Source organism: Streptomyces chlorus (assembly GCF_042655885.1).
Classification (GTDB): domain Bacteria; phylum Actinomycetota; class Actinomycetes; order Streptomycetales; family Streptomycetaceae; genus Streptomyces; species Streptomyces chlorus.
The window spans coordinates 40,506-65,579 of sequence record NZ_JBHSOA010000037.1; the positions used below are offsets into that span (position 1 = coordinate 40,506).

23 protein-coding genes are annotated in these 25,074 nt (G+C 71.5%); 14 read left to right on the forward strand and 9 right to left on the reverse strand.

Annotated features, from left to right (window positions below; all coding sequences use genetic code 11):
• Window positions 1-127 precede the first annotated feature (127 nt).
• The 3 genes from ACFPZI_RS18060 to ACFPZI_RS18070 form a co-directional block, all read right to left on the reverse strand.
• Window positions 128-1,090, reverse strand: a complete 963-nt coding sequence (locus tag ACFPZI_RS18060; protein ID WP_381364197.1) for an electron transfer flavoprotein subunit alpha/FixB family protein — start codon at window positions 1,088-1,090, stop codon at window positions 128-130.
• Between the two features lie 122 nt (window positions 1,091-1,212).
• Entirely contained in the window at window positions 1,213-2,001 is a 789-nt protein-coding gene (locus tag ACFPZI_RS18065; protein ID WP_381364199.1) for an electron transfer flavoprotein subunit beta/FixA family protein, read from the reverse strand.
• A gap of 206 nt (window positions 2,002-2,207) precedes the next feature.
• Window positions 2,208-2,960 (reverse strand): enoyl-CoA hydratase/isomerase family protein, encoded by a 753-nt coding sequence (locus ACFPZI_RS18070; RefSeq protein ID WP_381364201.1) that lies wholly within the window; start codon window positions 2,958-2,960, stop codon window positions 2,208-2,210.
• 166 nt (window positions 2,961-3,126) lie between these two features.
• Between ACFPZI_RS18070 and ACFPZI_RS18075 the strand changes: the two genes are divergently transcribed.
• Window positions 3,127-3,897, forward strand: coding sequence for an SDR family NAD(P)-dependent oxidoreductase (locus tag ACFPZI_RS18075; protein ID WP_355897537.1), 771 nt, complete (start codon window positions 3,127-3,129; stop codon window positions 3,895-3,897).
• Window positions 3,898-3,991: 94 nt separating this feature from the next.
• Here the strand turns inward: ACFPZI_RS18075 and ACFPZI_RS18080 are convergent, their stop codons facing one another.
• The 3 genes from ACFPZI_RS18080 to ACFPZI_RS18090 form a co-directional block, all read right to left on the reverse strand.
• On the reverse strand, window positions 3,992-4,999 hold the full coding sequence (locus ACFPZI_RS18080) for an NADPH:quinone oxidoreductase family protein (protein WP_355897540.1): 1,008 nt from the start codon (window positions 4,997-4,999) through the stop codon (window positions 3,992-3,994).
• 287 nt (window positions 5,000-5,286) lie between these two features.
• Window positions 5,287-6,483, reverse strand: coding sequence for a CaiB/BaiF CoA transferase family protein (locus tag ACFPZI_RS18085; RefSeq protein ID WP_381364203.1), 1,197 nt, complete (start codon window positions 6,481-6,483; stop codon window positions 5,287-5,289).
• Window positions 6,484-6,637: 154 nt separating this feature from the next.
• Window positions 6,638-7,798 carry an acyl-CoA dehydrogenase family protein gene (locus tag ACFPZI_RS18090; RefSeq protein ID WP_381364205.1) on the reverse strand — a complete coding sequence of 387 codons (1,161 nt, stop codon included), beginning with the start codon at window positions 7,796-7,798 and terminating at the stop codon, window positions 6,638-6,640.
• 252 nt (window positions 7,799-8,050) lie between these two features.
• Between ACFPZI_RS18090 and ACFPZI_RS18095 the strand changes: the two genes are divergently transcribed.
• From ACFPZI_RS18095 to ACFPZI_RS18135, 9 genes are all read left to right on the forward strand, one after another.
• Window positions 8,051-9,547: a carotenoid oxygenase family protein gene (locus ACFPZI_RS18095; protein WP_355897549.1), complete on the forward strand. Its 1,497-nt coding sequence runs from the start codon at window positions 8,051-8,053 to the stop codon at window positions 9,545-9,547.
• A 320-nt stretch (window positions 9,548-9,867) separates the two neighbouring features.
• The gene (locus tag ACFPZI_RS18100) at window positions 9,868-10,881 is read left to right on the forward strand and encodes a hypothetical protein (RefSeq protein WP_381364206.1); all 1,014 of its coding nucleotides are present in this window, start codon (window positions 9,868-9,870) and stop codon (window positions 10,879-10,881) included.
• A gap of 4 nt (window positions 10,882-10,885) precedes the next feature.
• A complete protein-coding gene (locus ACFPZI_RS18105; protein WP_355897555.1) occupies window positions 10,886-11,890 on the forward strand; it encodes a phosphotransferase family protein in 1,005 nt (334 codons plus the stop codon).
• Window positions 11,887-12,294, forward strand: a complete 408-nt coding sequence (locus ACFPZI_RS18110; protein WP_381364208.1) for a hypothetical protein — start codon at window positions 11,887-11,889, stop codon at window positions 12,292-12,294. The genes ACFPZI_RS18105 and ACFPZI_RS18110 overlap by 4 nt, the downstream gene beginning before the upstream one ends.
• Window positions 12,295-12,319: 25 nt before the next feature.
• Window positions 12,320-13,234 carry an LLM class flavin-dependent oxidoreductase gene (locus ACFPZI_RS18115; protein ID WP_355897561.1) on the forward strand — a complete coding sequence of 305 codons (915 nt, stop codon included), beginning with the start codon at window positions 12,320-12,322 and terminating at the stop codon, window positions 13,232-13,234.
• A 110-nt stretch (window positions 13,235-13,344) separates the two neighbouring features.
• Window positions 13,345-14,490 carry an acyl-CoA dehydrogenase family protein gene (locus tag ACFPZI_RS18120; protein WP_355897564.1) on the forward strand — a complete coding sequence of 382 codons (1,146 nt, stop codon included), beginning with the start codon at window positions 13,345-13,347 and terminating at the stop codon, window positions 14,488-14,490.
• Window positions 14,490-15,551, forward strand: a complete 1,062-nt coding sequence (locus ACFPZI_RS18125) for an acyl-CoA dehydrogenase family protein (protein WP_355897567.1) — start codon at window positions 14,490-14,492, stop codon at window positions 15,549-15,551. The genes ACFPZI_RS18120 and ACFPZI_RS18125 overlap by 1 nt, the downstream gene beginning before the upstream one ends.
• Window positions 15,552-15,629: 78 nt before the next feature.
• Window positions 15,630-16,781 (forward strand): acyl-CoA dehydrogenase family protein, encoded by a 1,152-nt coding sequence (locus ACFPZI_RS18130; protein ID WP_381364210.1) that lies wholly within the window; start codon window positions 15,630-15,632, stop codon window positions 16,779-16,781.
• Window positions 16,782-16,825: 44 nt separating this feature from the next.
• Window positions 16,826-17,395, forward strand: coding sequence for a TetR/AcrR family transcriptional regulator (locus tag ACFPZI_RS18135; RefSeq protein WP_355897573.1), 570 nt, complete (start codon window positions 16,826-16,828; stop codon window positions 17,393-17,395).
• Here the strand turns inward: ACFPZI_RS18135 and ACFPZI_RS18140 are convergent.
• The gene (locus ACFPZI_RS18140) at window positions 17,383-18,039 is read right to left on the reverse strand and encodes a TetR/AcrR family transcriptional regulator (protein ID WP_355897576.1); all 657 of its coding nucleotides are present in this window, start codon (window positions 18,037-18,039) and stop codon (window positions 17,383-17,385) included. The genes ACFPZI_RS18135 and ACFPZI_RS18140 overlap by 13 nt on opposite strands.
• A 196-nt stretch (window positions 18,040-18,235) precedes the next feature.
• Window positions 18,236-18,724, reverse strand: a complete 489-nt coding sequence (locus tag ACFPZI_RS18145) for a PaaI family thioesterase (RefSeq protein ID WP_381364212.1) — start codon at window positions 18,722-18,724, stop codon at window positions 18,236-18,238.
• A 387-nt stretch (window positions 18,725-19,111) separates the two neighbouring features.
• On the opposite strand from ACFPZI_RS18145, the gene ACFPZI_RS18150 reads away from it, so the two are divergent.
• Together ACFPZI_RS18150 and ACFPZI_RS18155 are read left to right on the forward strand one after the other, a co-directional pair.
• Window positions 19,112-20,608 carry a class I adenylate-forming enzyme family protein gene (locus ACFPZI_RS18150; RefSeq protein ID WP_381364214.1) on the forward strand — a complete coding sequence of 499 codons (1,497 nt, stop codon included), beginning with the start codon at window positions 19,112-19,114 and terminating at the stop codon, window positions 20,606-20,608.
• The gene (locus ACFPZI_RS18155) at window positions 20,605-21,012 is read left to right on the forward strand and encodes a nuclear transport factor 2 family protein (RefSeq protein ID WP_355897585.1); all 408 of its coding nucleotides are present in this window, start codon (window positions 20,605-20,607) and stop codon (window positions 21,010-21,012) included. Before ACFPZI_RS18150 ends, ACFPZI_RS18155 begins: the two co-directional genes overlap by 4 nt.
• 344 nt (window positions 21,013-21,356) lie before the next feature.
• On the opposite strand, the gene ACFPZI_RS18160 is transcribed toward ACFPZI_RS18155, so the two are convergent.
• Window positions 21,357-22,202, reverse strand: a complete 846-nt coding sequence (locus ACFPZI_RS18160; protein ID WP_381364216.1) for an enoyl-CoA hydratase/isomerase family protein — start codon at window positions 22,200-22,202, stop codon at window positions 21,357-21,359.
• 756 nt (window positions 22,203-22,958) lie between these two features.
• Between ACFPZI_RS18160 and ACFPZI_RS18165 the strand changes: the two genes are divergently transcribed.
• Window positions 22,959-24,074, forward strand: a complete 1,116-nt coding sequence (locus tag ACFPZI_RS18165; RefSeq protein ID WP_381364218.1) for an NAD-dependent epimerase/dehydratase family protein — start codon at window positions 22,959-22,961, stop codon at window positions 24,072-24,074.
• A 115-nt stretch (window positions 24,075-24,189) separates the two neighbouring features.
• Entirely contained in the window at window positions 24,190-25,035 is an 846-nt protein-coding gene (locus tag ACFPZI_RS18170) for an alpha/beta fold hydrolase (RefSeq protein ID WP_381364220.1), read from the forward strand.
• Window positions 25,036-25,074 lie beyond the last annotated feature (39 nt).

Consider the following 25,074-nt stretch of genomic DNA (forward strand, 5'->3'; position numbering starts at 1 on the left):
CCTGCCCGGCGGCACGCGGGGATCCGCCCCGCTCCTCGGGAACGCGCCCGGCGCGGGCACGGGCCGTGTCATGCGTGTGGGCGCCGCCGGCCGGTGACCGGAGACGCCCGCACACGCACTCCCGAGGTCAGCCCTTGCGGGTGTTGATCTCCTCGGTGAGCTGCGGGACCACGTCGAAGAGGTCGCCGACGACGCCGTAGTCGACCAGGTCGAAGATCGGGGCCTCGGCGTCCTTGTTGATCGCCACGATCGTCTTGGAGGTCTGCATGCCCGCCCGGTGCTGGATCGCGCCCGAAACGCCCGAGGCGATGTACAGCTGCGGCGAGACGCTCTTACCGGTCTGACCGACCTGAGCGGTGTGCGGGTACCAACCGGCGTCGACCGCGGCACGCGAGGCGCCCACCGCAGCACCCAGCGAGTCCGCCAGCGCCTCGATCACCGCGAAGCTCTCCGCCCCGCCCACACCACGACCGCCCGAGACCACCACGGCCGCCTCGGTCAGCTCCGGACGACCCGTCGACTCACGCGGCGTACGCGCGGTCACCTTGGTACCGGTGGCCTGCTCCGAGAACGTCACCGCCAGCTCCTCCACGGTGCCAGCGGCCGCGGCCGCCTCCACCGCGGCACTGTTGGGCTTGACGGTGATCACCGCGACGCCCTTGGACACGCGGGACTTGGTGGTGAACCCGGCCGCGAACACCGACTGCGTGGCCACCGGACCCTGCTCACCGGCCTCCACGTCGACCGCGTCGGTGATGACACCCGAACCGATCCGCAGCGCCAGCCGCGCCGCGACCTCCTTGCCCTCCGCCGACGAGGACACCAGGACCGCCACCGGCGACACCGCCGCCACCGCGGCCTGCAGCGCGTCGACCTTCGGCACCACCAGGTAGTCGGCGTACTCGGCCGCCTCGTGCGTGAGGACCTTCACCGCACCGTGCTCGGCCAGCACACCCGCGGTGGCCGCCGCACCGGCACCCACCGCGACCGCCACCGGGTCACCGAGACGACGCGCCAGCGTCAACAGCTCCAACGTGGGCTTACGGACCGCACCGTCCGCGTGGTCGACGAAGACGAGAACTTCAGCCATGGGACTTCATCACTCCTGACAACAACGAAAGAGACGAGGGGGAACGAACTCGACGGCACCGCCCGCACGACCTCACGCGCTCCTTGACGAGCGGACGCGCGGACCCACGAACCACCGAGCCCTCACACGAACTTCTGGCCCGCGAGGAACTCGGCGAGCTGCTTGCCGCCCTCGCCCTCGTCCTTGACGACGGTGCCCGCGGTACGCGCCGGACGCTCGGTCGCGGAGTCCACCACCGTGTACGCGCCCTCCAGACCGACCTCCTCGGCCTCCAGGCCCAGGTCGGACAAGTCCCAGGACTCAACCGGCTTCTTCTTCGCCGCCATGATCCCCTTGAACGAGGGGTACCGCGCCTCACCGGACTGGTCGGTCACCGACACCACCGCCGGCAGCGACGCCTCCAACTGCTCCGAAGCGGCGTCGCCGTCGCGGCGACCGGTCACGGTGCCACCCGACACCGCGATCTCCGACAGCAGCGTCACCTGCGGCACACCCAGACGTTCCGCCAGCAGCGCCGGCACCACGCCCATCACACCGTCCGTCGAGGCCATACCGGAGACGACCAGGTCGTAACCCGCCTTCTCCACCGCCTTCGCCAGCACCAGCGACGTACCGATCGCGTCCGTGCCGTGCAGGTCGTCGTCCTCGACGTGGATCGCCTTGTCCGCACCCATCGACAGCGCCTTGCGCAGCGTGTCCTTCGCGTCCTCCGGACCCACCGTCAGAACGGTCACCTCGACGTCGTCATCGGAATTCTCCGAGACCTGCAACGCCTGCTCGACCGCGTACTCGTCCAGCTCGGAGAGCAGACCGTCCACGTCCTCACGCGCGACGGTCAGGTCGTCGGCGAACCGACGGTCGCCCGTGGCGTCGGGCACGTACTTCACTGTGACAACGATCCTCAAGCTCACGTTCCCTCTCCCACGTTCGACGCGCGCCGCCCGTCCGAGCGGATCCACGCGTGCGACAACCGGCCGTCCTTCTGGTTCCCCGGAACATCCCGCACCGTGCGCGTCCGGGGGTGTGCGAACCCGTGCCGCCTCTCGCGCGCCGCCCTCCGGCGACCGCTCCGGCACCACGACGGGTCCGCGGGTCCTGCGTTTCGTACCCACCGACCTCAGCGCTTGAAGAACTTCTCCTGCGCCTCGCTGAAGAAGTCCGTGGCCAGCATCCGCACCTGCGCCTCCGCCTCGCTCTCCAGCACGGACGCCAGGTCCTGCTCAGGCTGGGCGCAGAGCGCCTTGGTCTCGGCGTACATCGCCGGCGACCCCTGCGCCAGACGTTCGGCCAGCTCCAGCGCACGGTCCAACGCGCTTCCCGCGTCGACGAGTTCGGTGACCAGGCCCATCGCGTCGGCTTCCTGGGCGGTGAAGTCGTTGGTCAGCAGCATCAGTTCCTTGGCGCGCGCCGCACCGATGCGGCGCGGCAGCGTCCAGAAGAGACCGGTGTCGGGGACGAGGCCGAGCCTGCCGAACGAGGCGGCGAACCGCGCCTCGCGGCTCGCCACGACGAAGTCGGTGGCCGCGACCAGCGAGAGGCCCAGGCCGAACGCCCCGCCCTCGACCGCGCTGATGATCGGCTTGGGCCCCTTGACCATCCGGTTGACCAGTTCGGTCAGCACCCGCAGGCGCACCCGGGCGATCTCCGGGTCGGTCGGCATGCTCTTGATGTCGCCGCCCGCGGAGAACATCGGACCGGCGCCGGTGAGCACGATCGAGACGACCTCGAGGTCCTCTGCGGCGGCGTCCAGCGCGGCGATGAGGTCGCGGCGGTCCTGGAGGTCCAGGGCGTTGCGCCGACGCGGGCGGTTGAGTTCGAGAACCGCCGTGCGCCCTCGCTTCGTGGTCAGGACTGCCGGCTCGTCGCTCACGATTTCCTCCTGGGCTGCCGCGCTGTCGGTAGGTATGTTCAGCACCCGCCTCGGTGCGCGACCTCATACGCTGCGGGCGATCGTCCCGACCCACTATAGACACACCTCGTCTCATAAGACACCATGGCCGCAGGACAGCCATGGCCGCCCGAGTGCAGGAGTATCAGTGGAGATCAACCTCAGTTCACGCGTCGCCCTCGTCACCGGCGCCGGCAGCGGCATCGGGCGCGACTTCGCCCGCATCCTCGCCGAGAGCGGTGCCGCGGTCGCGGTCATGGGCCGCCGTGCCGAGCAGCTCGCCGAGACCGTGAAGGCCATCGAGGACAAGGGCGGACGCGCCCTCGCGGTTCCCGGGGACGTGACGTCCGAGGAGGACGTGCAGCGCGTCATGGCGCAGGTCAAGGAGTGGGGCGGCCGCCTGGACATCCTCGTCAACAACGCGGGCATCTACCCGTCCGGTTCGATCGTGAAGATGCCCGAGGACGCCTGGGAGCGCACGATCGACACCAACCTCACCGGCGTCTTCCGGTGCACCCGGCACGCCGTCCGCCTGATGAGCGAGAACGGGTACGGGCGCATCATCAACATCACCTCCCCCTCCTCCCTGCTCGGTGCCATGGGGCAGAGCGCGTACGCCGCCTCCAAGGCCGCGCTCAACTCCTTCACCAAGTCGAGCGCCGCCGAGCTCGGCCGCCGCGGGATCACGGTGAACGCGCTGCTCATGGGGGTCGTCGCGACGGACTCGTTCGTCGGCGAGTACTCCCCGGCCGCCGTCGACGCGCTCGCCGCCGGACTGCCGGTCAAGCGCGCCGGGACCGCCGAGGACGCGGCGGGCGCGCTGGTGCTGCTCGCCTCGGAGGCCAGCTCCTACATCACCGGCGCCATGCTTCCGGTCGACGGCGGGATGAGCAACGTCATGCCGACGCTCCCCGCCTGACCACCCCGACGGCCGGGCCCCTCCACGGGCCCGGCCACGGTCACGGGCCCGACCACAGGTGCGGGCCCGCTCACCGTCGCGGGCCCGCTCACGATCACGGCAGCGCGGGGTTGAGCACGACGCGGGTGTTCCCGCCCCGCGCGCCGGCCCGGGTCAGCGCCTCGGCCACGTCTCCGAGCCCGAACTCCTCGTACCCGGTGGGCACATTCACCGCGCCCCGTTCGACGAGGGCGAGAAGCTCCTCGACCATGGCACGGGCCCGGTCGGGGTGCTCCTCGTTGAAGCACAGGAGGTTGACGCCGACCAGCGACGCCGCCTTCATGATCAGCAGGTTGGCCGGGACCCGGGGCACGCTCCCCGCCGCGAACCCCACGATCAGGCAGCGTCCGCCGAACCGCAGGCTGCGCACCGCCGATTCGGTGATCTCTCCCCCGACGGGGTCCAGCACGACGTCCACCCCGCCGCCCGCGACCGCTTCGACCTCCTCGCGCCAACGCGGGGACCCGCTGTCGACGACGTGGTCGGCTCCCGCGGCGAGCGCCGCCTCCCGCTTGGCCGCGGTCGAGGCCGAGGCGACGACCTTCGCGCCGAGCGCTCTGCCCAGCCGCACGGCCGCGCTCCCGATCGCGCCGCCCGCCCCGAGCACCAGCAGCGTCTCACCGGGCGTGACACGTCCCAGGGTCAGGGCGTGGAAGGCGGTCTCGAAGCTGGTGCGGAACAGGGCCGCGGCCGCGTCGGACATGCCCGCCGGCTGACGCACGAGGTGGGTGCAGGGCACGATCGCCCGTTCGGCGAAGGTGCCGAAGGTGGAACGCCTGCGGAGCGGGCCGGGTCCGAACCCGTAGAACATCACCTTGTCGCCCGGGCGCACCGAGGTGACCCCAGGACCGACCGCGGTGACGACGCCGATCCCTTCCGAGCCAGGCACGAACGGCGGCTCCGGGACGATCTGGTAGCGGCCGGTGGCGATGAGGACGTCCCCGAAGCTGACGCCGGCCAGCGTGACCGAGACCGCCACCTCCTTGGGGCCCGGCTCGCGCTCCTCCACCTCCTCGACGGCGAAGGTGCGCGGATCGTGGTTCCGGGCGACTACGGCTCGCATGGGGCATGTCCCTTCCGACGTGCTCGGCACGCGCCCGAACGGCGCGTGCCGTGTGCGACTCACCTCGGGCGGGCCGTGCGCCCGGCACCCTTGCGTACCCGCCGTCACGGCCGCCCGTCGGTCCTGCGGCTCCGGAGAACCCGGGACCCCTGCTGCTCCTGTTGCTCTTCCTGCGGTCCTCGTCTTCCCCGCCGACCTGCGCGGTTCCTCGCCGCCCCGTCCGGCACCTCCCGCGCCGGAAGCGCGAGGGCCGGGAGCGCGTCTCCGCGCCCCCGGCCCTCCACGTCTCAGCCTTCGGGGGAGTTCGTCTCGGTCAACGTCTCGAAGACGATCCCGTCCCGCAGCAGTTCGTCCACCTCGGCGATCCCGAACGTCTCCAGGATCTCCCGCGTGTGGGCGCCCCTCTCCCGGGGTGCGCGGGGCGTGCCGGACGGGGTCCGGGAGAAGCGCGGTGCGGGAGCCGGCTGCGAGACGCCGCCCACCTCGATGAACACCTCGCGCTCCCGCAGGTGCGGGTGCTCGCGGGCCTCCGTGAGCGAGAGCACCGGGGCCACGCACGCGTCGCTGTCCATGAACAGCTCGGTCCAGTGGCTCTGGGTCTGTCCGGCGAACACCCCGGTGAGGGCCGCGCGGATCTCGGGCCAGGCGGAGACGTCGGCGCGGTCGGGCACCTTGCCCTCCAGACCGAGCACCTGGAGCAGTTCCGCGTAGAACTTCGGCTCCAGCGCACCCACGGCGACGAACTTCCCGTCGCTGGTGGCGTACGTGTCGTACCAGGGGGCCGCGCCGTCCAGCCGGTTGGCACCCCGCACGTCGGTCCACAGGTCGGAGGCCATCAGCCCGTGCAGGATGGAGGTGAGCGAGGCGGCTCCGTCGACGATCGACGCGTCGACCACCTGTCCCCGGCCCGAGCGTCCCGCCTCCCACAGGGCGGCCAGGACACCCATGACGAGGTAGGTGGCTCCCCCGCCGAAGTCGCCGAGCAGGTTGGCCGGCGGGAAGGGGCGGGTCCCCTCGGGGCCCGGGGTGAGCGCCCCCGTCACGGCGACGTACCCGATGTCGTGACCGGCGCGCGCGGCCAGTGGACCGGTCTGGCCCCAGCCGGTCATCCGGCCGTAGACCAGCGCCGGGTTCAGCTCGTGGCACCGCTCGGGGCCGATGCCCAGGCGTTCGGCGACCCCGGGCCGGTGGCCCTCCAGGAGGACGTCGGCCCGGGCGACCAGCTTCTCGACCACGCCGACGCCCTCGGGGGTGCGCAGGTCGACCACGATGGAACGCCGGTTGCGGCGCAGGACGTCCTTGGTGGGGGTCACCCAGCTGATCGGCGGCCCCGCCCGCTCCACGCAGATGACGTCCGCGCCCATGTCCGCGAGCAGCATGCCCGCGTGCGGGATCGGCCCGATCCCGGCGAGCTCGACCACGGTGACCCCGGTGAGCGGACCGGTGGGCCGGGCGTCGCCTTCCTCGTCGAATCCCTCTGCCATCACGTCGACCTTCCTCTCTTGCCTGTCCGGTGGTGGGCGGACGGCGCACGCGGCACGGCAGGGGGCTCCTGGTCGGCCGGCGCCGTCGACGGGGCACGCCCGGCGCACCCGGCCCCCGTGGACCGGTGCGGGCGGCGGGACGTGCCCCGCGCGGTCAGCGGTTACGCAGTCCGAGCGTGCCCGCGATGATGTCCCGCTGGATCTCGTTCGTCCCGGCGTAGATGGTCGGGGCGATGCTCAGCCGCAGGTGGCGCTGCATCTCGAACTCCATGCTGTAGCCGTAGCCGCCCATGAGCTGCACGCCTTCGAGCGCCACCCGCTTGGCGGTCTCGGTCGACTTGACCTTGGCCATGGAGGTGGCGCGCACCCGCTCCTCCTCCGTGCCGATGCCCTCGGCGACCCGCCGCGTCACGTCGTGCGCCAGGGTCCGAGTGGCCTCCACCTCGATCGCCAGGTCGGCGATGCGGTGGCCGACCGCCTGGAAGCTGCCCACCGGGGCCCCGAACTGACGGCGCTCCTTGACGTAGGCGACGAGGTCGTCCAGCGTGCGTCGGGCCAGGCCCAACTGCTGGGCGGCGCAGACGATGCGCTCACCGTTCAGGCAGGCCATCAGCTGTCGCCATGCCTTGCCCACGGTGCCGACGACCGCCTCGTCGGGCACGAACACGTCGTCGAAGAAGACGTCGTTGACCTCGCTGCCGCCCAGGGTCGGGATGGGGCGGACGACCACTCCCGGCGCGTCGGCCGGGACCTCGAACATGGTCAGTCCGTCGTGCCGCCGCTCCTCGCGGGAGGTGCGGGCGACCAGCAGCAGGGCGGTGGCGTGCTGGGCGTCGGAGCACCAGGTCTTCTGCCCGGTGATGCGGTAGCCGCCCTCCACCCGCTCGGCCTGGCAGGTGATGGCCGCCGCGTCCGAGCCGGCCTCGGGCTCGGAGATGCTGATGGCGTAGACCTTGCCCTCGCAGATCGCGCCGAGCGCGGCCGCCTTCTGGGCCTCGGTGCCGAAACGCTTGTAGACGCCGGCGACGGTGTGCGAGGGGCCCATTCCGTGCACGGGTGCCAGGCCCCGCCACAACTCCTCGAAGGCCAGCACCTGGTCGATCAGGCCGCCGCCGCTGCCTCCGTACTCCTCGGGCACCGAGACGCCGACGTAGCCGACCGCGGCGAGTTTGGCGTACAGCTCCGCGTTGTGCTGCTCCTCGCCGCCGTCGGTGAGCGCGTCGCGCTGTTCACGGGTGCCGCACTCGCGTCGGCAGAAGTCCCTCACGGCTTCCACGAAGTCCTGCTGCTCGCCGGTGAACGCATGGGTAGTCAAGACGCCTCCTGATTGCCGCGGCATGACCGATCGCGACACGAATCTGGGGATGAGAACGACCATTCACGCGAGGGTGGGTCGGTTCGATCTCTCGAAGCTACCAGCCAAGGCGGTTCCGGCCTACAGTTCTGAGGAATTTTCGGAACGATCGTTTACGTCTTGCGAAACGCGGTGTTAGCCTCGCCGCACCACAGTCCACATGGACGCCGGTGCCCGACCAGCGGCGCCGCCGTCACAGCCTGGAGGTACACCATGGGGTACCCGCTTCCGGACGAGGTCGCGTTCAAAGGGCCCTTCGCGCCCATGCGCTTCGAAGCCACGGTCGAGGAATGCATCGTCAGCCAGGGTGAGATCCCCAAGGAGCTTTCCGGGGGGTTCTACCGCACCGGTCCCACCTGGAAGCGCCCGACCAAGCAGGGCACCAACCCGCTGTTGAGCATGGACGGCATGGTCCAGGGCCTGGTCCTGGACAACGGTCGGGCCGACTTCCGCAACCGTTGGATCCGCACCCCCAAGTACGTGCTCGAGGAGGGCCGTCAGCACGGCGTCTTCGAGTGGCTCGACAGCGGTTTCGGCGACTGGCGCGACTTCGCCTACGGGGACGTGACCCGGGACGCGCTCACCTGCGGGGTCCCGCAGGGCACCAACAACATCAACATCTTCCCCTTCGCGGGCGAGGTCGTCGCGCTGAGCGAGCAGGGCGGCCCGCCGATCGCCCTGGACCCGATCACGCTGGACACCAAGGGCATCGTGCCCTGGTCCTCCAAGCTCAGCGCGGGTGTGCACCTGCCCACCGCGTTCGGTGACGCCGACCTGGCCGCCCACCCCAAGTGGGACCACGAGACGGGCACCCTGTACGGCTGGAACTACCGGGACGTCGCCCCCTACGTGACGATCCACGTCATCAACCCGGACGGCCGGGTGGAGTCCCGCGACCTGGACGACGCCCCGTACAACACCGTGGCGCACGACATCTGGCTCACCCCGGAATGGATCGTGATGCCGTTCCAGCCCTTCACCATCTCGCAGCAGCAGGTCCGCGAGCGGCAGGTGGGCATCTGGGGCTGGGACGAGACGCTGCCGATCACGCTCGCGCTCATCCCGCGCGACGACATCCAGGGCAAGGTCCGGTGGATCAAGACCGATCTGCCCCCGCAGTACGTCATGCACACGATGTCGGCCAACGTGGAGAACGGCAAGCTCACGCTGGACGCCCCCGTCTTCAACCGGCCGCCCTTCCCCTTCGAGCAGGACCTCAAGGTGGGCGAGGAGGTCGCACTCTTCTTCTCGGTCGCCAAGAGCTTCCTGGGACGCTGGACCGTCGACCTCGCCACCGGCGCGACCTCCAGCGAGCAGCTCTCGGACCGTCCGAGCGAACTGCCCAAGGTGGACGAGCGGTTCTACGGCAAGGGCTACCGCTTCGGCTTCCAGGTCGGCGGTGTCGTCAAGCGCAAGGGCATGTCGATGAACAGCCTCGTGGTGACGGACATGCACACCATGAGCGAGCAGGTCTACCAGATCCGCTCGGGCGAGCCGGCCGCGGTGCTGGAGGCCACGTTCGCGCCGAGGCGCCCGGACTCCCCGGAGGGCGACGGCTACATCATCGTCCCCGTCTCCTGGTGGGCCGACAAGCGCGGCCAGTACCTCATCTTCGACACCGACGACATCACCAAGGGCCCGGTCTGCACCATCGACCTGCCCTTCGCGCTCGGCTGGACCCCGCACGGCCACTGGTCCGACTTCCGCTGACGCGCCCCGCGCGCGCCCGACCGACCGGCCGACCGACCGGCCACCGACCACCAACCTCGGCGACCGTCGGCCACCGACCGTCGACGTCCGGCGCCACACGCCCGGACGCGACCGGACCCGCCCCCGGGGCCTCCCGCCCCCACGGGTGCGCCCCTTCGCGGCGCACCCCGCCCGCAACCCCGGCCGGCCCGCCCGACGGGCCGCCCCGTGCTCCCCCGGCGCTCGTCACCGAGCGGCACCCGAGTCCACACGGACCGTTGACCCCGGGGCAACCAGCACATACTATTGAGATTCAGTGACTCACAAAGATGGGACAGATCATGTCGGCGTTGATTCCTGAAGGCCTGACCCCCGCGGACGAAGGCACCCACCTCTGCCCTCCCGGATTCGACGGGCTCTGGGGTGACACGTTCTGGGTCAGCGTGGTCGACCCCGAGGCGAACGTCCACGGCATCAACCACTTCCACCTCACCAACAAGGGCTACGCCCGTCTGACCGCCTTCTACGTCATCGACGGCGAGCACCAGTGGTACGGCAACAAGATCCCCTTCGACGCCGGCCAGGGCGGCATCACCTCCTTCGGTGACGAGCGCATCTCCTACGAGGTCGTGCGGCCCTTCGAGGAGATCCGCATCCGCCTCGACGGCACCCGGTTCGCCTTCGACCTGACCTTCACCGGTCGCTTCCAGGCGTTCAACTACGACAACTTCGAGCGCGACCCGATGAAGAACGTCGGCAAGACCGCCGTCGTCCACGGTGGTCACTGGGAGCAGGCGCTGGCCGTCACCGGCACCGTCGAGCTCCGCCACGGCCCCAACCGCGGCGACGTGCGCCAGATCGACTCCTTCGGCTTCCGCGACCGCAGCTGGTCGACCCGGTTCTCCGAGGAGTCCCCGTGGGCCGACTCGCAGCGCCCCGACCGCCAGGCCCACTTCTGGCCCTCGATCTCGCTGCCCGAGCGCCACATCAGCCTCATGGGCATCACCGCCACCAAGACCACCGGTGACCAGGAAGCGGTCGTGGCCGGCTTCGTCTCCGACAAGGACGGCTCCCGCGAGGTCAAGTCCGCCGAGATGGTCCCCGTCGTGGGCGACCTGCGGACCCAGTCCTCCTTCGGGTACCGCATCGAGCTCGCCGACGGCGAGGTCCTCAACGTCCGTACCACCGAGCACTACGGCACCATCAAGCTGTGGGACCGCGGCGAGAACGACCTCGAGAACCGCTTCGACTGCTACGAGCCCTTCGTCGCCTTCGAGGTCGAGGAGACCGGCGAGCGCGGGGTCGGCGTGTGCGAGTACAGCGTCATCCCGCCCCGCCCGCGCTGGCAGGCCTGATCCCATGAGCGAGTCCCGCTTCACCGAACGCGTGCGGGAGATCGTCCTGTCCCGTCTGCCCGAACTCGGGGTGCACGAGGTCGTCTCGGTGGACCGCCTCTCCGGCGGTCTCTCCTTCGAGACGTACACCGTCACCACGAGGACGGCGGACGGGCCGGGCCGGCTCATCCTGCGCCGGGAGCCGACGGGCGGTCCGCTGGCTCCCTACGACATCGGCTTCGAGGCCGACGTCTACCGGTCCCTGGCCGACTCGAACGTCCCCGTTCCGCGGGTGCACCTGCACGAATCCGATCCGGACGTCCTCGACCGTCCTTTCGTCGTCGCGGAGTTCGTCGGCGGGGAGGCCTTCGTGCACTCCTCGGCGCGGTTCGAGGAGGCGGGAACCCGCGAGGCGGTCCTGGACCGTTTCACGGAGATGCTGGCCCGGGTCCACACCCTGCCCGTCGAGGGCCTGCCCTGCGGGCCGGGCGGGGTGGGCACCGGGGCCGGGGACGAGGTCCGGCACTGGCGGAAACGGTTCGCCGAGGTCGAGCTGTCCCCCCGGCCCCTGCTGCGCCGGGTGCTCGACGTCCTGGAGGAGCACGCGCCGACCGAGTACCCCCGGGCCCTCGTGCACGGTGACTACCGACTGTCGAACCTGCTCTGGCGGGACGGCGAGATCACCGGCGTCCTGGACTGGGAACGCTCGTTCATCGGCGACCCGCTCGCCGACGTCGCCTTCACCCGCAACAAGGCCCTCGCCGGTTGGTGCCGCATCAACGGCCCGTCGGCCGAGCGGTACACCGAGCTGACCGGCTACGAGATCGACCCCCGACGCATCCTGTTCTGGCAGCTCGTCGAGCTGGTCAAGGTGGTGTACGTGGGCATGGCCTCGGCCGCCGCGCTGGCCCGGGGAACCACCTCGGACCTGCGTCTGCTCTCCGTCGCCAACGCCTCCACCGCCGTGGAGCCGGCGATGGTCCGAATCACCGACGCACTGGCTTCCGGAGCCGAGGGAGGCACCCGATGATCTGGATGAGGTCCGAGGAACTCCTCGACGCGGTGCACAGGTCCCTCCTGGAGAACATCGCCCCCGCCGTCACCGACCCGTACGCGAAGGTGCAGGTCGTCGCCGCCGCGCACGCCCTGGTCGAGCTGCGGCAGCGGATCCTGGACGGCGACCCCGTGGCCCGCGACACCGCGGCCCTGGAGACACTGCTCGACTCCTGGGGCGAGAGCCGCCCCGCCGCCGACGACGAGGACGACCCCCGGGCCGTCAACCGGCTGGCCCGCGACGCCGTGGTGCGCGCGGTGACCGGGCAGGACGAGGAGCGCGCCAGCGAGCGCGCCGCCGAGGTCGCCCAGGTCGAGTCCGCCCTCGCCAAGGAGGACCTGCGGTGGGTGTGCCGGGAAGCCATGGCCACACTCGAGTGATCCACGGAAGCGAGGGCCCCGGGCCATGCGCATCGGACTGAGCATCAGCGGACTGGCCGACACAGCCGACGAGGCCAGGCACGCCGAGGAGGCGGGCTTCGACTTCGTCGGCTGCGGCGAGCACGTCTTCTTCCACGGCCCCACACCCAACGCGTTCGTCGCCCTGGCCGCCGCGGCGGGGGCAACGAACCGGGTCCGGCTGGTCACCTCGATCGCCCTCGCCCCCGTCTACCCCGGCGCGCTCTTCGCGAAGCTGACCACGGCGCTCGACGTGGTCAGCGGCGGACGGCTCGACCTCGGGGTGGGCGCAGGCGGGGAATACCCGGCCGAGTTCGCCGCGGTCGGGGTGGATGTGAACGAGCGTTTTCGTCGGCTGGACGAGACGCTCGCGCTCCTGCGGCAGCTCGCCCCCGGCGAGCCCGTCACCTTCGACGGCGAGTTCACCGCGCTGGACGGCGTGGCCCTGCGGCCGACGCCCGCACAGCACGGCGGACCCCCCGTCTGGATGGGCGGCCGGGGCGAGGGAGCACTGCGCCGCGCCGGACGGTGGGCCGACATCTGGATGCCGTACCTGCTCGATCCGCCCCGGGTCCGCGAGGGGTTGGCGAAGGTGCGCGCGCACGCGGAGGCGCAGGGCCGCACCACCCGCCCGCCGGGCGGGGCACTGCTGGCCTGGACTGCCGTCGACGAGGACGACGCCTGGGCGCGCGCCACCGGCATCGCCGCGGTGAGCGCCACCTACGCCCAGGACTTCTCGGGCCTGGCCGACCGCTACCTGCTGCTCGGCTCGCCCGAGCGGGTGCTGGAGCGACTGGCGCAGTACGCGCGGGCCGGCGTCGAGCACGTCCTTTTCCAGATCGCCGCCTCGAACCCCGCGGACCGCAGGCGGATCATCGACACACTCACCGAGCGGGTGCTGCCCGAGGCCGGAAGGCTCTGACCTTCCCGCGCCCGGCGCCGGACGCCGAGACGCTCGAGAAACGCGGTGCGCGCCGTCGGTCCAACGGCGTCGCGCACCGCTCTCCACAACACATGTGACGGGAGGTCGACATGCGAAATCAACTCGTTCCCCCGGTCGTGGGCGAGGGCCCGCTGCTGCGGTCCCTGCGCGCCGAGGTGCGCGCGTTCACGGCCGAGCAGGCTGCCGCCGGAACGTTCGTTCCCCGCGTGGACACCTGGCTCACGAGCTGGGACAGCGAGTTCACCCGCGAGCTGGGCCGGCGGGGTTGGCTCGGGATGGTCGTCCCGAAGGAGTACGGCGGGCAGGGCAGGACGTTCCTGGAACGCTTCGTCGTGACGGAGGAACTGCTGGCCTCGGGCGCGCCCGTGGCCGCGCACTGGATCGCCGAACGCCAGGTCGGGCCCTCGCTCCTGCGGTTCGGGAGCGAGCAGGTCAAGCAGACGTTCCTGCCCCGGATCAGTCGGGGCGAGGTGCTCTTCGGCATCGGCATGTCCGAGCCGGAGTCCGGTTCGGACCTGGCCAGTGTCCAGACGCGGGCGACCCGGTGCGAGGGCGGCTGGCGCCTGACCGGCACCAAGGTGTGGACCTCGGGTGCGCACCAGGCCGACTGGTTCATCGTGCTCGCCCGCAGTGCCCCGCTCGACGAGCGGGCCCGGCACGCGGGGCTCAGCCAGTTCCTCGTCGACCTCGGCTCGGACGGCGTCACCGTCGCGCCGATCGTCTCGATGAGCGGCGAGCACCACTTCAACGAGGTGCACCTCGACGAGGTCTTCGTCCCCGACCACCTGGTGCTGGGGCAGGCCGGCGACGGCTGGCTCCAGGTGACCTCCGAGCTCGGCTACGAGCGCAGCGGACCGGAGCGGATCCTGTCCACCTGGGCGCTGCTGGCGGCCGCGACCGGCTGCGTGGCGGACGGCATCCTGCCGCAGGACCCGCAGCTCGGACGGCTGGTCGGTCGGGTGGCCGCGCTGCGGCAGATGTCGCTGGCGGTCTCGAACGCGCTGGAGGCGCGGCAGGACGCGGACACCGCCGCGGCGGTGGTGAAGCTGCTGGGCACGACCACCGAGGGCGACATCGCCGAGTACGTGGCCACGCTCGCCGCCAACGGAGTGTTGGCGGAGGAGGTGCGCGTGCTGCTGGACGCGGCGCTCCTGCAACGTCCCGGGTACACGCTGCGGGGCGGCACGAACGAGATTCTCACGGGCGTCGTCGCCCGCGGACTGGGGCTGCGCTGATGACTGGACCCGAAGGCAGGCTGACGACGGAGCTCGGCGCCGATCCCGACCTGGTCGAGATCTTCACCGAACTCATGGACAAGCACCGGTCCGTGACCGTGCCCGCCGCGCGCAGCGATCTGGACCGCGCGCTGTGGGAGCGGTTGGACAAGCTCGGGTTCACCCTGCTGTCGACGAGCGAGGAGCACGGTGGCAGCGGCGGGACCCTGCTGGACTCGACGGCGCTGCTCGGGCTCGCCGCCGGGGCCGGTGCCGCGGTGCCGCTGGCCGAGCACGACCTGCTCGCCGCCTGGCTGCTGGCCGAGGCGGGCTCGTCCGCCCCCGCGGGCATCCGTACCGCGGCCCTCCCGGACGCCGACGGACTGGCCCGCTCCGTCCCGTGGGCGGGGCGGACGGACGGTGTCGTCGCCCTGTGGCACGACCCGGCCGACCGGGTGTGGCGGGTCGCGGACCTGACGGGCGAGGACCTGACGGTGCGTGCGCGGGACGACCTCTCGGGGCTGCCGCGCGCGGACGTCGCGTGCGCGCCGCGAGCGCTGCGGGCGGGCGTCGAGGTGGCTCCGGAGGTGGCGGAGCGGTACACGCTGCGCGGGAGCCTGGCGCGCTGCGCGCAGATGACCGGGGCGATGGAGGCCGCGCTCGATCTCGTGGTCGCGTACGCGAACGAGCGGGTGCAGTTCGGGCGGCCCGTCGGCCGTTTCCAGTCCGTCCAGCAGTTGGTCGTCGGGATCGCCGCCGAGGTCTCCTTGGCGCGGGCCGCGACGGACGCGGCCGCGCAGGCGGTGTCGGTGCACGGTTGGGACGACGAGCACACCCGGTTCCTGATCGCCGTCGCCCGTTCGGGGGTCGGGCACGCCTCGTCCCTGGTGGTGCGTTCGGCCCATCAGGTGCTGGGGGCGATCGGGACGACCGCGGAGCATCCGCTGCACCTGTTGACCAAGCCGGTCCTGGCCTGGCGTGCCGACTTCGGCTCGATGCACGACTGGGACGTCCGGCTGACCGGTGCCGCGGTACGGGCCGGCGGCGCCGGTCTGTGGGAGCGCGTCGCGCCCCTGTCCTGACGGGTGCGCGCGTCGCCGCCCGTCCCTGGAACCCCTATGCGATGCCGGGCGACCGGCGAGAACACGAGGAGCACATCCGTGAGACGCACACTCTTCGACGAGGACCACGACGCCTTCCGCGCCTCGGTGCGCACCTTCGTGGAGCGTGAGATCCAGCCGTACTACCAGGAGTGGGCCGAGCTCGGCCTGGTGGACCGGGAGCTGTACACCAAGGCGGCCCGTCAGGGCCTGGTGGGGCTCCAGGTGCCGGAGGAGTACGGCGGGGCGGGCGCGACGAGCTACAAGTTCAACGCGGTGTTCATCGAGGAGACGATCCTCGGCGACGCCAACCTGGGCTCCCTGCGGGTGCACTCGGAGGTGTGCCTGCCGTACCTGCTGCGCTACTGCACGCCGGAGCAGCGCGAGCGGTGGTTGTCGGCCGTGGCCCGCGGCGAGCTGGTGCTGGCCCTGGCGATCACCGAGCCCGGGACGGGTTCGGACGTGGCCGGGGTCCGGACCACGGCGCGGCGGGAGGGCGACCACTACGTCCTGAACGGGGCGAAGACCTTCATCACCGGGGGCGCCAACGCGGACCGGGTGCTGGTGGTGTGTCGGACCTCCCCGGCCACCGAGGACGACCGGCGCGCGGGGCTCTCGATCCTGGTCGTGGACACCCGCAGTGCCGGTTTCGAGGTGGGGCGCAAGCTGGACAAGATCGGTCTGCGCGCGCAGGACACCATGGAGCTGTCCTTCACCGACATCCGGGTCCCGGTCGAGGACCTGCTGGGCGAGGAGGGGAAGGCCTTCGGCTATCTGGCGCACAACCTGGCCCAGGAACGGCTGACAATCGCCGTCGCGGGAATGGCTTCGGCCGTGCGGGCGCTGGAACTGGCCACCGCGTACGCCCAGGAGCGGAGCGTCTTCGGCAAGCGCCTGCAGGATTTCCAGAACACCAAGTTCGTCCTGGCCGAGTGCGCCACCGAGATCGCGGCGGGTCAGGCGCTGGTGGACCAGTCCATCGAGGCGCTCGACCGCGGCATGCTCACCCCGGCGGACGCGGCGCGGGCGAAGCTGTTCGTCTCGGAGATGCAGCAGCGTGTCGTGGACAAGTGTCTCCAGGTGCACGGCGGCTACGGCTACATCAACGAGTACCCGATCGCCGGCCTGTACGCGGACGCGCGCGTCACCCGTATCTTCGGTGGTACCTCGGAGGTCATGAAGTCCATCATCGCCAAGTCGCTCGGCCTGTGAGCGCGGCGGGCGGCCCGTCCCGGGGGTCTCGTAGAATCTCCGCCATGCCCCGTCATCAAGAGATCCTGCTGGCAGCCGAACGCCTGTTCTTCGAACGCAGCTTCGACGGCGTCGGGGTCGACGACATCGGCAGGGCTGCCGGGACCAGCGGTTCGGCGATCTACCGCTACTTCTCCGGCAAGGACGAGATCCTGGCCGCGCTCTTCAGCCGGGTGCTGGACGAGCTCCTGGTCCGCTCCGGCAGGCCCGGGGACGATCCGCAGGAGGAGCTGGAGTCCCTGCTGCGCGGCTTCATCGAGCTGGCGACGAGTCACGAGATGCTGGCGGCGATCTGGGTCCGGGAGCAGCGTTCGCTGGCCGACCCCTACCGGGGCGAGCACGTGCGCCGGCTGCGCCGCTTCTCGGACCGGTGGGTGGACTGCCTCGACCGCAGCTACCCCGGCCGCTCGCGCGAGGAACTGCTGATCGCCTCCAGGGCCGTCCAGACCATGCTGCTGGCGGAGGCCCTGCGTCCGCCGGAGACCCGGCGGCCGGCCGGGTCGCACGAGTTGATGCTGCGGATGGCGCGGGCCGGCCTGAAGGCGCTCGAGACGGGTCGGCCTCAGGACTCCTGAGGTCCGACCCCCTCGGGCCCCCGGGGCGGGGCCTGCGGCAGCAGGGCGAGCGCGGCTTCCGTGATCACCTTGCGCGTGTACTTGCTGCCGGGGCGGTACCAACGGGAGACCCACAGGCACTGGCCGAGCAGCAGTCGGGCGGTGACCACCGGGTCGGCCTCGACCAGCAGGCCGTCCTTAATGGCGTCCTTGAGGACCTTGACCCACAGGCTCTCGTAGTGCCGGCTGAAGGAGCGCCAGCGCTCGTAGGAGTCCTGGGGCAGCCCACCGCCGCCGAAGAAGACCGGCAGGTAGCCCCGCATGCGCACGGCGGCGTCGACCTGGAGCGTGATCAGGGCTTCGAGCTTCTCCCGCGGCGTGTCCTCACCGGCGACGATCTTCTCGGCCGCCTCGGTGAGCTCCTTGGTGCTCCGCTCGAAGAGCACCGCGATGATGTGTTCCTTGGTGGGGTAGGTGCGGTACAGCGTGGCGCGTGAGACGTTCAGTCGGTCCGCCGCCGCGGTGACACTGACTCCGTCGTGCCCCTCCTCCGCATAGAGCTTGGCGACAGTGGTCGCCAGCGCATCCGGGTCGATCACCCGACGCGGCCGCCCGAGCGGCCGCTTTCCCTCGCCGTTGGCGTCCTGATGTCGTGACCCTGTCACTTTGGAGACTCTCCGTTTCTGGAAGGGGTGGTGCGGCCATGATACGGCGAGTCTCGCCAATGACTCCCGCCGTGCACCCGGTCACATCGTCGTCGGCGGCACGTGCGCGGTGCGCGCGCCTCGCGGCCGGCCGGCCCGCTCCAGCGCGTCCACCCCGGTCCGCTCGCCACACTCGCACATCGCGCCGTCCCGCCGGTCACCGGTTCGGCCCCCGTGAGTATTCCAGCGCGCGGCGGGCCTCCCGGCTGCGGCGCACCGACATCACGCCACTGGCTTCCGCCCGCAGTTCGCCGTCGGTGTCGGTCACCCGCACCTGCGCGAAGACCACGCTGCGCCCGGAGCGCCGGACCGAGACGGACAGCCTCATGGGCAGTTCGCAGGGCTGGTAGTAGTCGATGGTGAGCGAGGCGGTCGCGATGCCGTCGCCCGCCTTCACCGCCCGCACGCACGTGACGCCGAGCGCGTGGTCGACGGCCGCGGCCACCACCCCGCCGTGCACGGCGCCGTTGGGATTGACCGGGATGGGGCTGCTCCCGGCGACGAACTCCCCCGCCCCGTCGACGAGTCGCAGGCAACGCACGTCGAAGCCGATCGCGAAGGGCAGCGTGTTGGCCCACGCGCACCACTCCTCGTCCGACACCTCGACGGGCACCAGGGGGTACTCCTCGGACGCTGCAACGGACATGTTTCCCCTCCCGGTTCGCGGTTCGATGCGGCACTCGCGGTCCCCCCGAAAGGGCCGGTTCCGCGCGCGTCGCCCGGCCCCGCCGGTCGGCGTCGGCCGGATGCGCCGCGGTGGACCGGGACTTCCCGTCCACCGCCACGCCCCCACCTCTCCGACACATACTACTGTTTCGAGACGGGCAATGTCTAAAGGCTGGACGTCACATCCGTTGACCCGCCACCCGCGGTCTTTATAATGAGACGCACAAAATCAAAACTGTGGGGCGTCGGGGAACGACGCCGCCCACGCCGCTCCGGCCGCCCCGACGGGCGCCGCGGCGGTCGGGGCGGCGGCGCGACTGCCGCGCGAGCGGCCGGCGACCGAGGCACACGGAAGTGGGGAGTGGGAATGGGCCACGATGCACAGCTCGACGGTGACTGGAAGCCGTCCTCGTGGGACTACGTGCCCGAGTACGGCGACCGGCCCCCGCCCTGGCGTCGGCTCCTGGTCGAGCGCATCCTGCGGCTGAGCGCACGCCGCCGGCCGCACGAGACGGCCGTGATCTGCGGGGATCGCACGCTCACCTGGCTCGAGTTCGACCGCCTCGCCGACCGGGCGGCCGACGGACTCCTGCGCAGCGGTCTCCGACCGGGCGCGGTCGTGGCGCTCAGCGCCACGAACCTGCCGGAGACCTTCGCCATGATGTTCGGCATCGCGCGGGCGGGCATGGTCGTGCTCCCCCTCAACCCGATGAACTCGCCCAAGGAGATCGCCTTCCAGATATCCGAGGCCGGGGCCGACCTGACGATCTCCGCGGCCGGTCCCACCGTCCTGGACGTCATCGACCGGGGCCGACCGGACGTCGTGCACGAGGCCGACGTCGAGGAGACCTCGCCCTACTGGGTCCGCTTCACCTCCGGCACCACCGGCCTGCCGCGCATGTTCCCCAACAGCCAGCGCAACATCAGCCTCCAGGCCCTCCACATGGCGCTGGACCTGCGCTACCGCTCGGACGACACCTTCCTCGTCAACGCGCCCCTCGCGCACGCCGCCTTCAACTTCGCGCTCGCCTCCGTGCAGGCCGGGGCCAAGGTGGTCCTGCACGAGAAGTTCGACCCGGAGAACATCTGGCGGGACTGCGCGCGCCAGGGCGTCACCCAGATGTTCATGGTCCCCACCATGCTGGCCGCGGCGCTCCAGCACCCCGGCGAGGCACCCGACCTGCGCACCGCCTTCGTCACCGGGGCCGCTCTGGCGCCCACACTCAAGAAGGCGGCCACCGAGCGGTTCCCGCACGTCGACTTCACCGAGCTGTACGGCGCCTCCGAGCTGGGCATGCTCGCGCTGCTGCGCGGCGACGAGAGCGACGGCCGCGAGGGTTCGGCCGGACTGCCGCACTTCGCCTCCTCGATTCGCATCCTGGACGAGGAGGGCCGGCAGCTCCCCGCGGGCGAGGTGGGCACCGTCTACCTCCAGGGCATCATCATGACCAGCGGCTTCAACGGCTCGGTGCCCGCGCCGGAGAACTCCGTCAGGGACGGATGGGTCACCTCCGGCGACATGGGCCACCTCGACGAGGACGGCTACCTCTACCTCGCGGACCGCCGCTCCGACCTCATCCTCACCGGCGGCATGAACGTCTACCCCGCCGAGGTCGAGAACGTCCTGCTCCAGGCACCCGGGGTGCGCGAGGTCGCCGTCGTCGGAACGCCCGACGACTACTGGGGCCAGAAGGTCACCGCGGTCGTCGTCGGCGACGCCGACCAGGAGGCCCTCGACGCCCACTGCCGCGAACTGCTCGCCGCCTACAAGATCCCCCGCCACTACCGCTTCGTGGAAGTGCTCCCCACCTCCCCCACCGGAAAAGTTCTCCGCCGCCTGCTCCGAGAGGAAACACAGAAGTGACCACCAGCGCCCGGGACACCCTCAGCGAGTTCATGACCCGGATCGGCGATCCGGCCACCGCCCGCCAGGCCTTCGAGCTCGTCGCCGAGGACTTCGTCGCCAACGAGCCCGCCAGCCTCCCCTACCGCGGACAGCACCACGGCCCGCGCGGCCTGCGCGGCCTGCTGCGCCAGGTCAACGAACTCTTCGCGCTCTCCATCGAGAGCGTCCGGGTCACCGACGCCGGGCCGGACCGCGCCCTGGCCGACGTGGGCATCCGACTCGCCTCCCGCACCACCGGCAAGGAGCTCAGCACCCGGGTGCTGGAGCTCTACCGGGTGCGCGACGGCAAGCTCGTGGAGCTGGACGTCTTCTACCAGGACACCCACGCCCTGGTCGCGCTCCTGGACGAGGGCGGGCGGTGATTCTCGGCCGCCGGGCGCGCCCGGCGGCCGAGACGAGGCGCCCTACGCCTCGAGGACGGACGTCGTGGCGGACGGGGGCCGCTCCCGAGGGTCCGCCGACACATGTCGGCGGACCCTCGTCGTCGTCGGGCGGACCCGCGGGGCGCCGATGCGGGACACCCCGCGAGCTCGCCCGATCCGCGCCGCCCCTTGGGTGCCCCGGGCCCTTGGGGCCGGCCCTCGTATGCCGGTGTCGGCATCGCACCCCCGGGCTCCGCGTCCGCATCCCCGACGTGCGAAAGGGTCCACTGATCCGCTCGGTGGACCCTTTCGCGGCGGCCCGGCCCGCGGACCGCGCCCGTCGCCTACTTGCCGAGTCGGCGGCGGAGACCTTCCACGGCCTCCGCCATCCGCGGGTCGGTCATCAGCAGCCGCTGCGCCAACCACTCGCGCTCCAACTGCTCCATGAGCGTGCTCTCCGCCCCCTGCTGGAGCAGCCGCTTGGTGGTGCGCACCGACCGGTCGTAGACGTCCGCGAACGGACGCGCGAACTCGAGCGCGGCGTCGAGGAGTTCGTCGGGCTCGACCACGGCGTCCACCAGCCCGAGGTCGAGCGCCTCCTCGGCACCGATGGGGGTGCCCCTGGTCAGGACCCGGAAGGCCTTCGACTGGCCGACGATGCGAGGCAGAACCCAGCTCAGCCCCATCTCGGCGGTGAGGCCGAGGGAGGGGAACGCGGTCACCAGCTTGGCGGTGCGCGACATGACCCTGATGTCGTGCAGCATGGCCAGCGCGAACCCGCCTCCCGCGGCGGCACCGTTGATCGCCGCGACCGTCGGGGTGCCCAACTGGGTGAAGCGGGCGACCCAGCGCCCCACGCCCAGGTGGTCCACCCGGCGCGCCTCGTAGGACAGGATCGGGTTCCCGGTCCTGCCCGCGGCACCGTCGGTGCCCAGTTCGCCGACGTCCAGCCCGGACGGGCCGTTGTCCATGAGTGTCTTCGCGTCGAGGCCGACGCAGAACGAGGAACCCGCGCCCGTCACGACGATCGCCCGGACGTCCGGGTCGGCGTCCGCGGCCTCCGCGGCTTCGATCAGCTCGCCGAAGAGCGCGCCGCCGACCGAGTTGTGGTGTTCGGGCCGGTTGAGGGTCAACACCGAAGTCTTTCCTTCGGTGTCGACGAGGATGTCGCTCATGGAATTCCGGATCACTCTCCCACCATTTATGACTCCCTGAGTCTCAAAAGATACCGTCGCGGCACAGCCGACTGTCAAGACGCGCGCCCGCCACGATCGGCCGTGACGCCCGGCCCGCGACCACTCCACCCCCCTTCCGGCCATCGCGCCCGACACCTCGCGCCGATCGATCCCGCACCCTCACCGAATGAACCCGAACGCCGGACCGCCCCCGTCACCCACGAGGGCCACCCGCCCAGTTCCGCACCGGCGGACAGGGGCGTCGAGCTACGGGCCCGGGCGTGACCGCCGACCGGACCGCACGCCGCAAGGTCGCCTTCGGCGCACCTTGCCGAGGCCCGACGAAACCTGAACGTCGACCTTCCAGGCATGGGATTCGGGGCGAGCACCCCACCCGTCAGCCTCTCGCCCCCCGCCCCACGGCCGGAGGGCCTCATCCTCACCCCGGGCTCCACCCACTGCCGGTGCCTCGACACCAACAAGCGGAGCCCGTCGCATGTCACGGGCGCGACAGGCTCCGCGCACCATTGCCTTAATGAGATTGCGTGTCTATTATCTCGTATCCGACGCACCGTCGCACGAACCGGCGAGGAGTGCGGGAGCCACCGCGGTCGACGCCCTCGAAACGCCCGGGGCCGTCACGGCCCGCCCGTCCGGCCACACCCCGCGTCCGGCGCCCGCCCCGCGGACCTGTCGGCACACGTCCCGGCACGTCCCCGGAAGCGACAGACCAAGGCCACCCCTCGGGGTGCTTCACGAGAGGCAGACACCATGAAGGTGCTCGTCGTCGGAGGAACCGGGCCCACCGGTCCGCACGTCGTACAGGGCCTGCTGGACCGAGGTCACGACGTCACGCTCTTCCACCGCGGGGTCCACGAGCCCCCGGAGCTTCCCGAGGTCCGCCACATCCACGGCGACCCGCACTTCCGCGAGACGATCGAGGAAGCGCTCTCCGGCGAGCAGTTCGACGTCGTGGCGTGCATGTACGGGCGGGTCAAGACCCTGGCCGAGTGGTTCGCCAAGCGTTGCAAGCAGTTCGTGGCCGTCGGCGGCGTCCCCTCCTACAAGAACGTCCTGGGCTGGACCGAGCAGCGTCCCCCCGGCGCGGTGCTGCCCACCCGCGAGGACGGCCCGCTGGCGGACACGGGGGGCGAGGCCTCGTCCTTCGCCGGCAAGGTGCTCGCCGCCGAGCGCGAGGTGCTCGGCCGCGCCCGCGACGGCGACTTCCGGGGCACCGTGATCCGCTACCCCGCCATTCACGGTCCGCGCAACCAGAACCCGCACGAGTGGATGGTCCTCAAGCGGATGCAGGACCGCAGGCCGTTCATGATCCTGCCCGACGGCGGGCTGGGCATCCTGGGCCGCTGCGGGGCGCGCAACGCGGCCGAGGTGCTGCTGCGCTGCATCGACCGGCCGGAGGCCGCCGACGGCGAGGCGTTCAACGCCGCCGACGACACCCAGTACTCGTGGCGTCAGTGGGTGGACGTCGTGGCCCAGGCGGCCGGCGGCCACATCGAGATTGCCTCGCTGCCCGCGGAGCTGTCCGGCCCCGTCCAGGCGAGCCTGATCCCGCTGCGCGACTACTCGCCGCAGACCATCTTCGACAACACGAAGGCCAAGACCCTGCTGGGTTACCAGGAGGTGCTGTCGGCCGAGGACCAGATCCGCGAGACGGTCGCCTGGCTCCAGGAGACGCCGCCGGACGTCGACTCCCAGATCGCCTTCGTCGACACCTTCAGCTACGACCGCGAGGACACCCTGGTCGCCGCCTACCGCAAGGCCGTCGAGGAGGTCCGCGAGACCGCCGGATGGGACGCCCCGGCGCTGCACCATCCGCTCCCGCACCCCAAGAAGGCGGGCCTGGGGCCCGACGAGATAGGCCGGTAGCGGTGACCGGCGACGCCCGCCGCACCGCACCCGCGACGTGGTGGGCGAACGGCGACCCGCGCGCCCCCCGCGTCGAGACGGGGGCACGACACACCACGAGGCAGGAGCGGTACTGATGTACATCGGCCACATCGAGGTGGAGCCCGGAGTCCGGCTCCACGTCCAGGACCTGGGCGAGGGCGAGCCCGTCGTGCTGCTGCCCGGGTTCGGCATGGCGCACGAGACGTGGGACGGCACCGTCCAGCGGCTGACCGCGGCCGGCTACCGCGCGATCTGCGTGGACCCGCGCGGTCACGGACTCTCGGACCGACCGCTGAGCGGGTACGACGTCCCGCGGCTCGCGCAGGACGTGGCGGCCGTGCTGGACGCGCTCGGGATCGCGTCGGCCACGATCGTCGGCTGGTCCTTCAGCGGCCAGGTCGGCTTCCAGCTCGCCGCGACCGCCCCCGAGCGGGTGCGTCAACTGGTCCTCGTGTGCTCCAACGCGGTGCGCACCACGCGCAGCGAGGAGTTCCCCTTCGGGCTGCCCGCGTCGAGCCTGCTGCCCACCCTGCTCGAGGGCGAGCTCAACGGCCGCATGACCTCGCGACGGGAGGGCATCGCCAACGCGTTCGCCTCCCCGCCCGACCCGCACCTGCTCGAATGGCTCACCACGCTCTCCATGCGCATGCCCTCGTGGGCGGGTGCCGCGGTGTGCGTGGCGCTGATGGAGACCGATCTGGTGGCGCACGTCCCGCGCGTGCGGCAGCCGGTGCTGCAACTCATCGGCGCCGACGACAAGATCTTCTCCCTCAAGGGCGCGCGGTGGCTCAACGAGCGGCTCCACGACGCGACGCTGGTGCCGCTGGAGGGATGCGGTCACTACCCGATGCTCGAACGTCCCGACGTCTTCTTCGACGCCCTGCACAAGTTCCTGTCGCGCACGGTCCACCGGCCCGCCGAGCAGGTCACGTCGGGCTGATCCGGAGGCGCGGACAGGCGTCGAGGGGCGCCCACGTCC